This is a genomic window from Bacteroidales bacterium (genome assembly GCA_031275285.1).
Classification (GTDB): domain Bacteria; phylum Bacteroidota; class Bacteroidia; order Bacteroidales; family UBA4181; genus JAIRLS01.
Genome location: JAISOY010000159.1, coordinates 54,775 through 69,920, shown reverse-complemented (window position 1 = coordinate 69,920; position 15,146 = coordinate 54,775). Strand labels below are relative to the sequence as shown.

General features: G+C 40.3%; 10 protein-coding genes. 4 read left to right on the top strand and 6 right to left on the bottom strand.

Annotation, left to right across the window (positions count from 1 at the left end; all coding sequences use genetic code 11):
• On the top strand, window positions 1-194 hold a 194-nt coding region (locus tag LBQ60_15965; protein ID MDR2039418.1), incomplete at its 5' end, for a T9SS type A sorting domain-containing protein.
• Between the two features lie 155 nt (window positions 195-349).
• Here the strand turns inward: LBQ60_15965 and LBQ60_15960 are convergent.
• Window positions 350-1,789, bottom strand: coding sequence for a hypothetical protein (locus LBQ60_15960; GenBank protein MDR2039417.1), 1,440 nt, complete (start codon window positions 1,787-1,789; stop codon window positions 350-352).
• A 230-nt stretch (window positions 1,790-2,019) separates the two neighbouring features.
• On the opposite strand from LBQ60_15960, the gene LBQ60_15955 reads away from it, so the two are divergent.
• On the top strand, window positions 2,020-4,353 hold the full coding sequence (locus LBQ60_15955) for a DUF2339 domain-containing protein (protein MDR2039416.1): 2,334 nt from the start codon (window positions 2,020-2,022) through the stop codon (window positions 4,351-4,353).
• A 13-nt stretch (window positions 4,354-4,366) separates the two neighbouring features.
• The gene (locus LBQ60_15950) at window positions 4,367-5,605 is read left to right on the top strand and encodes a DUF3999 family protein (GenBank protein MDR2039415.1); all 1,239 of its coding nucleotides are present in this window, start codon (window positions 4,367-4,369) and stop codon (window positions 5,603-5,605) included.
• 184 nt (window positions 5,606-5,789) lie between these two features.
• Here the strand turns inward: LBQ60_15950 and LBQ60_15945 are convergent, their stop codons facing one another.
• Window positions 5,790-7,550, bottom strand: a complete 1,761-nt coding sequence (locus LBQ60_15945; GenBank protein MDR2039414.1) for a DUF4091 domain-containing protein — start codon at window positions 7,548-7,550, stop codon at window positions 5,790-5,792.
• 125 nt (window positions 7,551-7,675) lie between these two features.
• Between LBQ60_15945 and LBQ60_15940 the strand changes: the two genes are divergently transcribed.
• The gene (locus tag LBQ60_15940) at window positions 7,676-8,632 is read left to right on the top strand and encodes a CPBP family intramembrane metalloprotease (GenBank protein MDR2039413.1); all 957 of its coding nucleotides are present in this window, start codon (window positions 7,676-7,678) and stop codon (window positions 8,630-8,632) included.
• 63 nt (window positions 8,633-8,695) lie between these two features.
• Here LBQ60_15940 and LBQ60_15935 read toward each other — a convergent pair whose 3' ends face one another.
• The 4 genes from LBQ60_15935 to carB form a co-directional block, all read right to left on the bottom strand.
• Window positions 8,696-10,273: a peptide chain release factor 3 gene (locus LBQ60_15935; protein ID MDR2039412.1), complete on the bottom strand. Its 1,578-nt coding sequence runs from the start codon at window positions 10,271-10,273 to the stop codon at window positions 8,696-8,698.
• Between the two features lie 62 nt (window positions 10,274-10,335).
• Complete coding sequence (locus tag LBQ60_15930) at window positions 10,336-10,725, bottom strand: rhodanese-like domain-containing protein (protein ID MDR2039411.1); 390 nt, start codon at window positions 10,723-10,725, stop codon at window positions 10,336-10,338.
• Window positions 10,670-11,587: a patatin-like phospholipase family protein gene (locus tag LBQ60_15925; GenBank protein MDR2039410.1), complete on the bottom strand. Its 918-nt coding sequence runs from the start codon at window positions 11,585-11,587 to the stop codon at window positions 10,670-10,672. The genes LBQ60_15930 and LBQ60_15925 overlap by 56 nt, the downstream gene beginning before the upstream one ends.
• A 24-nt stretch (window positions 11,588-11,611) precedes the next feature.
• Entirely contained in the window at window positions 11,612-14,830 is a 3,219-nt protein-coding gene (carB, locus tag LBQ60_15920) for a carbamoyl-phosphate synthase (glutamine-hydrolyzing) large subunit (GenBank protein ID MDR2039409.1), read from the bottom strand.
• Between the last annotated feature and the right edge of the window lie 316 nt (window positions 14,831-15,146).

The window sequence follows — 15,146 nt, the reverse complement described above, 5'->3', positions numbered from 1 at the left end:
TTGTACTTATAAGCGGACTGGAAGGTGGTGAGATCCTTCATATCATGAATATAACAGGAAAAAAGATATCAGCATACAGAACCAGCAGTGAAACGGAAATAATTAATGTCAGCCATTTACCACAGGGGATGTACCTGTTAAGTGTCATCAAAGGAAATACCAGAAGAGTAATAAAACTGGTGGTGGTCGATTAGTAACCTCATAAAAATATATAACAAACTGATCAGGAAGTATAGGTTTTATTCTTATACTTCCTGGTTTTTATTTTATTGCTTTAGTGTATTTATAGGTTAATTGTATGCTGAAGTCGTTATTGGCCTGTTATTCCATCTTGTCTTTTATGCTATTTTTAGAATATACTATACATAAGATTTATTGACAGAAAGTTATCCGGATATTTATTTCTGGAAGTAACCAGCCAGTCAGTATCCTTATCATCGCTACGTATATAAGTATATCCAAAACGATACGAAATATTCAGCCTCAGCTGAGGTGAAAAATAATATTTCAGATCAAAAAGCAGGGAAGTCGAAGTTTGAAATTGACGTTCCTTGTAAGTATATGCAAGAAGTTCAGAAAAAAATCCACCTATGGATGTCCGGGAATTCGGATAATACACCCATCCATAATCGGCAGATAACAGTGAATGATATCTTTCGGAGTGCTTTGGATAATCACTTTCACGCCATTCAGTAGTAAATTCAATCGATAAGGCTCGTTGCCAATATAGGTTAACCGGTTTTTCCGAATCAAATGATACAACAAAATTTCCTCCATAATCAAAGTATTTTGTTGTATCATGTTCAGCCGGGTTATTATCATAAAGCCATGTCTTTTCAATTTTGTAGTGAGAGTATACAACAAATGGACGCAGACTGACAGTAAATCTATTTCCGGAACGCCTGTTGACATTTGCATATTGCCAGTTATCATACAATGTGGTGAAATATGCGGCAGAATGTTCTTTTCCTATATATCCTTTTTCTATAAGCAGTGAATCGACGGATGTGATTTCCTGTATCAACCGGATGCGGGAATCGAATTGTCTTTTATTCTTCACTTTAGTTACCAACCGGGCTAATTCATCGATTTCTTCTTGTGAAAGTTCTTTTTCCAGTATACCATATTTTTGTAAGTCCTGTAATAGGTAAACCGCTTGTCGTGCATCACCTACTTCTTCGATTCTTCCTTTGCCTATACCCAAAGAAAAAGCTGCATGAGCAGAGAGGTCCCGGGTAGTGTTTTTGTATGATGTATTGGTTTTATCATCTAATTTATAGTTCCCATGGGAATAGGAAAAACCGGCAGTCGGCCCAAGCAACAAAAAATTCTTGTTGTTACCATAATAATAACCCGTATTACGAAAATCCAGTCCTACCCTAACCATTCCGGTTTTTGATAATCTATCCTGATTATAATTGTAGCTGTTTGCCCCTTGAGTATCAGTAAATGACTTATCTTTTCCATAATTTCCATTAAATAAAAAATCTACACTGGTATTGTTTTGTGTCCGTATGGTATTTTTTATCCGATTATATCCCAATGATAATCCGCCAGTCATCTTTATCTGATCGAGGGCATCTTTATATGTATATTCCGGATGCGAACCATCTCTTTTATTGGAACTATTGCTAAAATTCCCATTGAATGAGAAATCCAACGATTGGCGTTTATAATCAGGGTTCATATAATCTTTTAACAGATAATGATCATATTGGGCAAAAACCGAATGCAGATCAACACATAAAAACAAGAATAATACAGTAAAAGGAAATAGAACCGATCTCATAATATCAAATATTAATTGGTTGAATTAAAACAAATATAGTTTTTTTTGTAAACAAACTCTTCAATAAGAAATTATATTTTCCATTTTTTCACATAACCTTCTTTTGATATTATTGAAGAATACCAGTAAGAGGATAACCCTCTTTCCATTTCTCCGTAAATTAAAGAATAATTGTTGGTATCTTTGGGACAGATAAAATAGACTTATTATCATATTAATTTGATCATAACATGGCTGATAATCATGATAGAATAAACGAACTCCTCAAGCGTCTGGACCGCTTATCCATGCAACAGGAAGAGTTTCAGAAAGAGATCAAACTCCTGAAAGAGGAAGTCAACCATCTGCAGTCAAAACAAGAAGTTCCTTTAATAAAGGAAAAAGAAACAGAACCGGCGAAGGTGGAAAAATCTATCGATTATGTAAAAGAAATAACCATTGAAAAAGAAGCACCTGTACTCCCGAAAAAGGAAACTCCTTTGGTCAGTTATGCTTCGCCGCATTCACCCAAGGTAAAATCCAATCTTGAAAAATTTATCGGAGAAAACCTGATCAGTAAAATAGGGATCATCATCACGGTAATCGGGGTAGCCATAGGGGCAAAATATGCTATCGACCATGAGTTGATCAACCCTTTGACCCGTATCATACTGGGTTATTTATTCGGCGCAGGGTTACTCGGACTTGCCATCTGGTTAAAACAAAAGTATGACAAATTCAGCGCTGTTCTGCTCAGCGGGTCAATGGCCATCATGTATTTTATCACTTATGCCGCTTATGATTTTTACGCATTGATCCCGCAATTTCTTGCCTTTGTCTTAATGGTTGCCTTTACCGTCTTTACAGCCCTGGCAGCAATCACATACAACCGGCAGGTAATTGCCCATATAGGGCTGGTGGGAGCCTATATCGTCCCATTTCTGTTAAGTAGTGGCTCCGGACAGGCATTGATCCTTTTCAGCTATACAGCCATCATTAATCTGGGCATTTTGGCCATAGCATTGAAAAAATACTGGAAACCCTTGTATTATTCATCATTTGTTATCACCTGGATCATATACAGTAGTTGGTTTTTCTTTAAATACCAATCATCATATTTCACTATCGCCTTCGTTTTCAATCTGGTATTTTTTATCATTTTTTACCTGACTTTTCTGGGATATAAACTTTTACGCCAAAGCAAATACAACATAGGAGACATTATTCTCCTCCTTTCCAACTCATTTATTTTTTACGGTTTCGGGTATGCGATCCTCAACAAGGATGTCATTGGGGAACATTTATTGGGATTGTTCACACTGGGCAATGCAATCATCCATTTTATCGTTGCCATAGTCATATACAAGCAGAAAATGGTGGATAGAAACCTGTTGCATCTGGTGATAGGGCTGGTATTGGTATTTATTACCATAGCCATCCCTGTACAGCTGGAAGGAAACTGGGTCACTTTGTTGTGGGCAGGCGAAGCGGCCTTGCTCTACTGGATCGGACGTTCCAGAAAAATATCCATTTATGAGAAATTATCGTTTCCGATAATGCTGGTTGCATTTTTCAGTATGATCCACGATTGGTTTGTCCATCATCAATATTTTTCAGGGACACCTGTATTCAATATTCACTTTCTGAGTTCCTTACTTTTTGCCGCAGCTTTCGGATTCATTGTGTTTCTGAACCAAAACAAAAAGTATACGGACAACGGAGATCGTTTGTTAAAAAACACATCGGGGATCGTTTCTTTTTTTGTTACAGGCATCTTCCTTGTGTCATTGTATGCCACTTTTTACATGGAGATATCCGTATTTTTCGAGCTATATGAGAAATCCGGCGCACTCCTTACAGAAGGAGATTATAATGCTGTGCATGAAATAGCACTTGTCCGGCAAATATGGCTGATCAATTATTCTATGTTTTTCCTTACATTGTTGTCCTTTGTTAACATAAGGAAAATCCGCAATAAGGTACTGGGCTACTTCAACGTTGGTATCAACATTTTCGCCGTTTTGTTTTTCTTGTCCAACGGAATGAATTTCATGACTGCTTTACGTGCATCTGATTATCCCGGTTTTTATTTCGTCCCATACCTTTCCTATATCTTTTTAGCGCTCCTGTTACTGGTATCATTTATGTATACCCGTAATGTATCTCTTAAGCTCAGCAAGATGAACGCTTTTTTCGAGCTATTCATCCATTTTTCCATTTTATGGGTAGCCAGCAATGAATTGATCTATTGGTTGGGTAAATCCCAATATGACCTGTCGTACAGCCTCGAATTAAGCATTTTCTGGGGGATTTATTCTTTGGTATTAATTATCCTGGGTATATGGAAAAAGAAAAAATACCTGCGGATCGGCGCTATCACCCTTTTCGGGATCACCCTCGTTAAACTTTTCTTCTATGACCTTTCGGGCCTCAGTACCATCGGGAAAACCATTGTTTTTATATCGCTGGGCGCCCTGCTCCTGTTGATCTCATTCCTATATAATAAATACAAACATGTGATATCGGATGAGACTAAAGGTGAATCTGATAAAGAACCGGCTGATGACCAATTCTCCAAATCATAATAATCGCCGGAATATGAAATTGAAAATTGTTGTCCTGATTTGCCTGGTAAATTGTCTGCCTCTTTATCTGTCAGCACAAATGGATAAATACCGTTTTCAACGGGAAATCCATGACATTTCAAGTGAATGGCATCAAATTCTTTTACCCGGAGATATTTATTCAAAAGCGTCTTCCGCTCAATTATCGGATATAAGGATATTTGGGATTACTGCCGGCAGTGATACGATTGAGGCACCATACCTGTTACACCGGAAAATGGATCGTATATCTCAAAAAAGAACCGCCTTTAAAACCATCAATACTTCGTACAACGAAAAAGGGCATTACTTTACTTTTGAGATACCAGATACCGAAATCATCAATCACATCAGATTAAATTTCAAGCAACCGGATTTCGACTGGAAAATCAAACTGGAAGGCAGCAAGAACCAACAGGAATGGTTCACGATTGTAGATGATTACCGGATTGTATCCATCAAAAATGACCTGACCGATTATCAGTTTACTGATATTATCTTTCCCGACTCCAGATACAGGTACCTGAGATTACTGGTCAAAAGCAATGACAAACCGGAACTGGCTGGTGCTGAAATGACTTTTAATGAGGCCATCAACGGAATTTACAGGGAGTACCCTTACAGGATTGTTAACCTGACCAACCATAAAGAGCAGAAGCAAACTGAAATCGAAGTAGACCTTGGCACTTCTGTTCCGGTAAGTTCCCTTACCATGTTTATCCACTATCCCTTTGATTTTTACCGGCCTGTTGTACTGGATTATTCCAATGACAGTATCCGGACAGAACAGGGAGTTGTTTATAAATATAGACGATTGCTTTCAGCTACGCTCAGTTCGGTAGATAAGGGTATATTCCGCTTTGATAATACGGTTTTGAGACGCATCAAAATTACTATTCATAATCAGGACAATCGTCCGCTGGATATTGATTCTTTGGAAATAAAAGGAAATTTTCCTGAATTGATGGTACGGTTTGACCAGCCCGGAAGATATTTCCTATGTTATGGAAACGATCATGTCAGTAAACCGGAATACGATATAGAACGGTTTTCCGGAAAGATTCCCGAAACAATGGCTCCCGCATCATTGGGCGATGAACAAATAAAAGAAACAGAAGAAACAACCAAGGTACAACCGTTATTCCTGAATAAGGCCTGGCTCTGGACAATCATGATCCTGATCATTTTGTTGTTAGGCTGGTTTTCCTTAAAAATGATCAAAAGGAACGAATAAAAATTCGTACTCCTCTGAACAAAAAATCCCATTTTACATTTCACTGATGTCATTGAAATGTAAAATGGGATGAAAGTATCACTTTAAGTAATCTAAAACAATAAATGTCATATTCCCAGAACGTAATCCACTTGATCAATGTGATTTAATGAAACAATAAATAGCACTGAGTGCTTAGAATTTATTATCTGCTTAATTCCTCCAGCATTCTTTTTGCCCGGTTCAACATATCACTGCATGGCTCCGAAAGCATTTTATTGATCCCGAACTTAGCCACCTCTTCATTCAGTTTAGTCAGCTGATCCGGCGCATCAGCTTTAGATGAAAGCATTAATTTTTCGCGAAGAATCCTTATTTTTTCTGCATCCTGAACACCTTCGCGTAAACGTTCGAAACGAATAGAACTGCGTTCACCGGGATAGATAAGGTAGGTATCACCGGCCGGCCATGTACGGAAACGGGAATCGATCACAGGATTTTCTGTCCACGAATTGTATGCCCAGTGCAGGAAGCCATCCAGCCCGGATCCAACAGTATGCCAGCCAATATAAGTGGCTTCGGCCGGATCGGAGAAAGTGAACATATTGGGAAATTTGTGGCTGCAACAGACATAATAAGTACTGATCAGATTATTTTGTTTACGAAAGTCTAAGTCCTCCTTGTCAAAATTATCCCCGCCGAATGAAATACAGATATCCTTCAGGAATGGGTATTCCCTGTAGCTCTTATGATTGTCTGCCAATGCAATTCCGAATTCAGGCGCTACCTTTTTTAACAGGTCTATCGTTGCCTTCATATCTTTTGGGGAACGTTCATCCATCGCGATATTAGTAATTTCCAGCCATCCTTTCGTTTCCAGATGTTTGCGGAAATCTTTGAGAAAAGGAGTCCAGATATCATTAAATTCTTTGGTTCCAGGCTTTGCACTGATATTTACCAATTCGTTCTTTTTGGCATCAAGATAATGAAGTTCATTGTTCCATGGAATCATGGAATAACAGTTGATCACTTTTTTAACACCCAGATCCATCATGAATTTTACCCAGCGGTCAAAAATGGTGTAGTCATAACTCCAGGTACCGTTTGCCTGCCTGGTCCAGATGATCATATCTTCATATGCATCATAACATTGATTATTCCATGGATCCTTATTGATATTAGCTGTAATCACTTTTTGACCTGCAGAAGCCAGCATAGCCATCGGTGCTTTCAATAAGGTCCAGTGTTCCTCCGACCATGGTTTCACACCATGAACCCTCGCTACTGCAGAAGGATGTTGCCAGAGATCCAGATAGAATTCCCATTCTTTTGGAGCAGGAAGTGTTTGCGGAAGCACTTCAAGATTAATATTCAGGAGGTGTGTCTTTTGGTTCCGGGCATAGATCTTCAAAGTGCCGGCATAAATCCCGGGTTGTGCATTTTCGGGAATATCAAAACTTAACCAGACAGGGCGGGTAGTTTGGGCTTCCATCTGAAAACAACTGATTGAATCCAGCATATCCGGAGATAAGGATGATGGAAAGTCTTTAGGTTTACGATGTCCGCAGCCCGGTTCAAAAATATCGGTAAGTACATAGCGGACAAATCTGGCTTGTGCAACAGAAGCATTTAATGTAGCTTCCGGAGAACGAAAATCCGTGAATTCGCACTCGATTTGTTCTACCGGCTCCTTACTCCATAGAACCACCTGTGCCGACAAGCGTTCGCCTCTCCATCCGCTGCCATTCCAGGTATCTACATGATCAAGCGCAGGTATGGAAGACCTGGCATAACGTTCATCAATGCTACCAAAGGAAACATTCAGTTTCCGGGAAACCTTATTCCAGTCTGCATTTACATCAGGTGAAGGATCCTGGGCCTCGGCGTAGGTTTCGCAATTTTTCAGAGGCCGTGATTCGGAACAGGCAAAAAAGAATAGGCAAAGTATCAGGTAATACCATTTCATAGTTTTATCGTTTTAAAGATGATCAACAAAGGTATTATTTTTAGTGAAATCATCCATGCCAAGACCCGTCAAATGGAAATTTATTTATCTTCACAGCCACAATCTGAAATTGAATCCACCATTTCATGATCCGACAACTTAAGTTCCTGGTGCAGGATTTCCTGACTTTTTTCCGGAAAGATTTCCATATAGCTGCTTATTTGTATGTGTTTATAATTGTGGGAACTTTTATCGGATTGATTTATGGCACCGAATGGGGGGAACAGATTACCTACAGCAGGATTCCCACTCCTTTTCCGATCTTAAACAATATATTGATGTACCTGCTGATATATTTTCTGGTAGCCATACCGGTTGCATGCATCAAAAAAGAAACAGGAAAACTACGGAATCCTCTATTTTACATCAAAGCAATTTTAATCACCTCATTGATAGGGTTCGCTGATGCTTTTTCCTGGCGGGAGGTGTTACAACTACCGTCATTGACAGCTGAAGAACAAAATTACATTTTCCGTACCCTGTGGAGAATGCGAAATGCGGTTTTTGTTATTCCTGTACTGGTTCTGTTAAGGCTTTTTATCGATAAAAATGTAAAAGGATTATATGGGCTTTGTAGTGGCAACCATCATGTAAAAGCTTATTTGTACCTATATGTAGTTATCCTTCCTGTATTGATCATCGTTTCATTCACGCCTGATTTTCTATCCTATTATCCGTCCTATAAACCCTGGAATTATGAAAATGCTTTCGGGAATCCGGTGTGGCTGAATACGCTTATTTTTGAGACCGTATACATGAGCGACTTCCTGATGGTAGAACTGATCTTCCGCGGCGCACTCGTGATCGGTATGGTATCATTAATGGGCAGGAACGCAGTATTACCTATGATTGCAGTATATGTCGCCCTTCATTTCGGCAAACCTGTCCTGGAAACTATTTCAGCTTTTTTCGGAGGTTATTTTTTGGGAGCATTGGCTTTTCAGACACGCCACATCTGGGGAGGGGTAATTATCCATATGGGGATTGCATTGATTATTGAGTTACTACGATTCTTCCAACATTATGTTTTAGGGATCGGATAACTCAACATTTTAAAAATGATTGAATCATTTTTAAAATACGCAAAACTTCAGGAAAGACAATGATTAAAACTCCGATGTAAAATGAAACCTGATATTGGGGTATTTTTCCTGGGAAGTCGATAATGCATACATGGATTCAGCCATAAAAACATCCCTGCCTTCCTTATCTGAAGCCATGAATTGCCATTTTCGTTTTTTGAAATCCTCCAATTCGGCTTTGTCGGTACTTTCTATCCAACAGGCTTTATACAATTGCATGGGCTGGTAAGTACAGGATGCACCATATTCATGTTCCAAACGATATTGGATGACATCAAACTGCAAAGCGCCCACAGTTCCGATGATTTTACGACCGTTGGACTGGTTGACAAATAATTGTGCCACTCCTTCGTCCGTCAATTGTTCCAATCCTTTGGCCAATTGCTTGTATTTAATGGGATCCGCATTTTCCACATACCGGAATAATTCAGGTGAAAAACTCGGTATTCCCTTGAAATGGATCTGTTCTCCTTCTGTCAATGTATCCCCTATTTTGAAATTACCGGTATCATATATTCCCACAATATCACCAGGATATGCCTCATCCACAATGGACTTCTTCTCAGCCATAAAGGAAGTCGGGTTAGCAAATTTGAGATTTTTACCTAAACGGACATGCAGGTAATTGGTATTTCGTTTGAATTCACCCGAACAAATCCTCAGGAAAGCGATCCTGTCCCGATGATTAGGATCCATATTGGCGTGTATCTTGAATACAAATCCGGTTAATTTAGGTTCCTTAGGTTGTACAATCCGTTCTTCCGCCTCGAAGCTTTTGGGGGTCGGTGCAATATCGACAAAACAATCCAGCAGTTCACGTACACCAAAGTTGTTGAGTGCACTTCCGAAAAATACCGGTGCTAAATGACCGGCACGATATTCTGCCAGATCCAGTGACAGATAGATACCCTGCACCAGCTCCAGGTCCTCCCGTAGTTTTCCGGCATATTCACCGATCTGCTGATCCAGCTCGTTGCTCTGTATATCTTCTATCTTTAAATAGTCGGCGATGATCTGTTTTTCCTGGGAAGTATATAATTGCAGATTCTTTTCGTATAGATTGTATACTCCTTTGAATGTCGGGCCGCTACTGATCGGCCATGTCATCGGGCAGACTTGTATCTTAAGCTGTTGTTCCAACTCATCCATCAGGTCGAAAGGATCTTGCCCGATCCGGTCCAGTTTATTGACAAATACAATTACCGGGGTTTTCCGCATCCGGCATACTTCCATCAGTTTAAGGGTTTGCGGTTCAACCCCCTTGGCTGCGTCAATCACCACAATCACGCTATCCACAGCCGTAAGTGTGCGGTAGGTATCTTCCGCAAAATCCTGGTGTCCGGGCGTATCCAGGATATTGACCTTGGTATCTTTGTATTCAAATCCCATCACTGAAGTAGCCACTGAGATACCACGCTGTTTCTCGATTTCCATAAAATCGGATGTAGCTGTTTTCCTTATCTTATTGGATTTTACAGCTCCTGCTACATGTATGGCGCCTCCAAATAATAGTAGTTTTTCAGTTAAAGTGGTTTTCCCTGCATCAGGGTGGGCAATAACGGCAAAGGTTCTTCGCCGGCAAATCTCCTGTTCCAAATCCATTTCTATTTCCTGCTTTTCTTTATTTAATGATCAGACAATCCAGTCTGTTTTTTTCAATTTCTTTATTCCGGTATGGTCACAGCTTTATCTTTACCTTTCCATGCATTGATTCCCCCGGCAAGGTTATATACCACCCTGAATTTATTTTTTTCAAGGATCTTAGCGGCCTTCAGGCTTCGTCTTCCCGAACGGCAATACACAAAAACCGGCTGTTCCGCATCCAGATTAAGGATTACCTTGTCAAAATCGGGCTCTTTAATATCTATAAGAATGGCTCCGGGAAGATGTCCTTCCTTGAATTCTTCCGGGGTACGGACATCTATCAGTTGTGGGTTCGCAACTTTTTTCATGGCCTCTTCGAAAAGTTCAGATTCCAGTGTTGTCGTTACAAACGATCTACAAGCCGCGAAACATATCACAATCACAAGGCTTAACCGACTCGCTGTTTTCATGGTTTTTTGTTTTAAAGGTCAACAATTCAGGGTTTTCAGCAATAAATACTTTAGCCGCCTGATATCCCAAGTCATATATTTCCTGAGCTTTATCATATTCTTCCAGATCATAAGCCCCCAAACCCGGCACTTCCAAATGAAAATCACATAGTTCTACCCGACGTGTTTCATTTTCATTTACGACCAGATCGATCAGACGGACGACTTTGGTCCGGAGTTTCAGTTTTCCGGTCTTTTCCTCCATGGGGTTAACACTGATACCGACAACTGTAGTACAACGGTCACGTAACGGCTCTACCGGTAAATTATTCAACATACCACCATCGACATAGGTCATTCCATTGATATCCTGCTCTTTATATTTAACAGGAATAGCTGCTGTCGCTTTTAATGGAGGGAGGATCGCTCCTGTAGAGAAGATTTCAAAATTTCCGGTACCCATATTTGTTAAACAAACGAACAAGGGTTTTTCCAATTCTTCAAAAGATTTTTGGGGAATATGTTTATCTATCTGTTTTCCGATATAATCAATACCTACTTTTCCAATGTGGAGCTTGCCGAACTTTTTTAATTTCCTTTTTTTCAACTGTAAAGCTATGTCCAACATTTCATCGGCAGTCTTTCCCGAAGCAGAAAATAAAGCAATGATGGCCCCCATGCTTGCACCTGAGAAATAATCAATTTCGATACCATTTTCCTCAAATGCCTTAAGGACTCCGATATGTGCAATACCACGAGCCGCGCCTCCGCTTAAAACCATTCCTAAACGACAGGGTGTCTGCTCTGTTTCAACTGATTGCCCGGTAAGCGAAAACAAGGCCTGAAACATGCCCAGAAAGACCAAAAATACCCGAATTGTCAAACTACTTAATTGATTGAAGGCGGTTTAATATTCATCCCAACTCTTGATCTTCATATCTTCCAGACTGTTCTTACAGATAGCAGTCAGGAAAGCGCTGGCCAAACGGGCATTTGTGATCAACGGGATATTAAAATCAACCGCACTCCGACGAATCGTGTAATCATTGTTCAACTCACTTTTCGACAGATTCTTCGGTATGTTGACCACCATATCGATTTTCTTTTCCTTCAGATAATCCAATACATTCGGATGCTCATCTTCATCCGGCCATGCAAGCGGTGTCGCTTCTACTCCATTTTCAACCAGGAATTTTGCAGTTCCGCGGGTAGCGAATATTTTATATCCTTTTTCTACTAACAAACGTGCCGGAATCAGTAATTCAACTTTGTCACGCATGGTTCCCGTCGACATCAGTATGTTTTTTTCCGGAATACGATAACCTACCGAAAGCATCGATTTCATTAATGTTTCGTAATAGTCATCGCCAATACAGCCGACCTCACCTGTTGAAGCCATTTCTACTCCTAAGACAGGATCTGCTTTTAATAATCGGGCAAAAGAAAACTGGGAAGCTTTCACGCCAATATAGTCAAGGTCGAAAGTGGATTTATCCAATTGTTCCACAGGTAATCCGAGCATCACCCGGGTAGCGATCTCTATCAGATTGGTTTTCAAAACCTTTGAAACAAAAGGCATACTACGTGATGCACGCAGGTTACATTCGATGACTTTGATATCATTATCTTTTGCCAGGAATTGCATATTAAACGGACCTGAAATATTCAACTCTTTGGCGATCTTACGGGTAATCCTTTTGATACGGCGTACAGTTTCAAAATACAGTTTTTGCGGAGGAAATACAATCGTAGCATCCCCGCTATGTACACCTGCAAACTCGACATGTTCCGAAATAGCATAGGTAACCAGTTCTCCTTTATTGGCTACAGCATCTATTTCGATTTCCTTGGCATTTTGCAGGAATTCAGTAACTACTACAGGATGTTGTTTGGAAACGTTGGCGGCCAGTTGCAGGTAATCCCTCAGTTCATCACGGTTGGAAACCACATTCATCGCAGCGCCGGATAATACATAGGAAGGACGAATCAATAAGGGGAAGCCAACCTCGTCGGCAAACTTATAGATATCATCCATGTTTGATAATTCCTTCCATTTAGGCTGATCAACCTCCAGGGCATCACACATCATGGAAAATTTATGACGGTCCTCTGCCCTGTCTATAGAAGCAGCAGTGGTACCCAGAATAGGCACTTTCTGCTCATCAAGGCGCATGGCCAGATTATTAGGTATCTGCCCTCCGGTGGAAATGATCACCCCTTTCGGTTGTTCCAGATCCAGAATATCCATGACCCTTTCAAAAGACAATTCGTCAAAATACAGTTTATCGCAGGAATCATAATCGGTACTGACCGTTTCCGGATTATAATTGATCATGATGGAACGGTAACCTTCTTTCCGGATGGTGTTGATGGCATTGACACTACACCAGTCAAATTCAACGGAACTACCGATACGATATGCACCTGAACCGAGAACCACCACAGAATTTCCGTCACGCTCAAACGGCACATCATGCTCCGATCCATGGTAGGTCAGATACAGGTAATTGGTCTGCGCAGGATATTCGGCCGCCAATGTATCGATCTGCTTCACATAAGGCACTACCCCCAGCTTTTTCCGGTGGTTACGTACTTTCAGCAATGACTGGCTGATCTTACGGTCATCGTCTTTACAAACATAACGGGCAATCTGGAAATCGGAATATCCTTGTTTTTTAGCATCCAGTAACAGGTCGGCCGGAAGTTCTTCGATGCTGTTGTATTTACCCAGCTCGGCTTTTAAGTGATGGATATTTAACAACTTATAAAGAAACCACTTATCGATCTTAGTCAGGTCATATATCTGATCAACGGTATATCCTTTGTCAAAGGCTTTGCTGATCACAAAAATCCGCATATCGGTCGGATTGGTCAATTCTTTTTCGATATCTTCAAAAACAAGGTCACGATTACCAACAAATCCATGCATTCCCTGTCCGATCATCCGTAATCCTTTTTGTATGGATTCCTCGAATGTACGTCCGATGGCCATCACTTCTCCCACACTTTTCATAGAGGAACCGATTTCCTTGGAAACCCCCTGGAATTTATTCATGTCCCAACGTGGGATCTTACAAACAATATAATCGATGGATGGTTCGAAATAGGCAGATGTTACCTTGGTAATGGAGTTTTTCAGTTCGTGTAATCCGTAGCCCAAAGCCAATTTTGCGGCGACAAAAGCCAGCGGATAACCGGTCGCTTTGGATGCCAATGCACTGGAACGGGAGAGACGTGCATTTACTTCAATTACACGATAATCTTCGGAAAACGGATCGAATGCAAACTGCACATTACATTCACCTACCACCCCGATATGCCGGATAATATTGATAGATAGCTGGCGGAGTTTCTGCACTTCACGGTTATTCATGGTCTGGATGGGTGCCACGACTATACTTTCTCCTGTATGTATCCCGAGCGGATCGAAGTTTTCCATATTACATACCGTAATACAGTTGTTGTACTTGTCTCGGACTACCTCATATTCTATTTCCTTCCATCCTTTCAGCGATTCTTCAACTAATACCTGATTAGAATAAGTGAAAGATTTGGCTACCAATGTCCGGAGTTCTTCCATATTGATGCAAAATCCGCTTCCCAAACCGCCTAAAGCATAAGCGGCACGGACTATAATTGGAAATCCTAACTTTTCAGCGGCTTCTTCGGCAGCTTCCATGGTTTCTACGGCAATACTGCGCGGAGTCCTCACATCAATCTGGTCAAGCTTATGTACAAAAAGTTCACGGTCTTCAGTATCCATAATGGCCTGAATAGGTGTACCCAATACCCGTACATTGTATTTTTCAAATATATTGGCCTTAAACAAAGCAATCCCACAGTTCAGAGCTGTCTGACCTCCAAAAGCCAATAAAATACCATCGGGCTGTTCGCGTTGGATTACTTTTTCCACAAAAAAAGGCGTTACCGGGAGAAAATAAATCTTATCGGCAATGCCTTCCGTGGTTTGTACCGTTGCGATGTTCGGATTGATCAGTACGGTATAAACCCCCTCCTCTCGCATCGCTTTTAATGCCTGCGAGCCAGAATAATCAAACTCACCCGCCTCTCCGATTTTCAGGGCACCAGACCCTAATACAATGACTTTCTTGATGTTTTGCTCCATTTTTCTTGTTTAATTTTCAAAAATATACGACCTACGTATACCCATTTTTCCGCATGCAAAAATATAACATTTAAGGGCAGGTTGTATACGATTTTTTTGATTGTTTATAAAAAATGAGAATCAAAAGAAAATGAATGATCAGCATATATCAAACATTACATAAACGGCTCTTATTAAGCATGATCAGGAATGATATCCGGATTACGTTTTGATAATGATTGTATAAACATCATATAAAAATGCCTGTAGAGTTGTTTCTTTAATGATTCTTCATATATTTACAAAGTGATACACTATTAAAAACTGTCTCTTAAAG

Coding starts and splice junctions, on each gene's coding strand:
- LBQ60_15935 (MDR2039412.1), bottom strand. CDS start 10,273: ATGGATTTGGAACAGGAGATTTGCCGGCGAAGAACCTTTGCCGTTATT.
- LBQ60_15940 (MDR2039413.1), top strand. CDS start 7,676: ATGATCCGACAACTTAAGTTCCTGGTGCAGGATTTCCTGACTTTTTTC.
- LBQ60_15950 (MDR2039415.1), top strand. CDS start 4,367: ATGAAATTGAAAATTGTTGTCCTGATTTGCCTGGTAAATTGTCTGCCT.
- carB (MDR2039409.1), bottom strand. CDS start 14,830: ATGGAGCAAAACATCAAGAAAGTCATTGTATTAGGGTCTGGTGCCCTG.
- LBQ60_15960 (MDR2039417.1), bottom strand. CDS start 1,789: ATGAGATCGGTTCTATTTCCTTTTACTGTATTATTCTTGTTTTTATGT.
- LBQ60_15945 (MDR2039414.1), bottom strand. CDS start 7,550: ATGAAATGGTATTACCTGATACTTTGCCTATTCTTTTTTGCCTGTTCC.
- LBQ60_15955 (MDR2039416.1), top strand. CDS start 2,020: ATGGCTGATAATCATGATAGAATAAACGAACTCCTCAAGCGTCTGGAC.
- LBQ60_15930 (MDR2039411.1), bottom strand. CDS start 10,725: ATGAAAACAGCGAGTCGGTTAAGCCTTGTGATTGTGATATGTTTCGCG.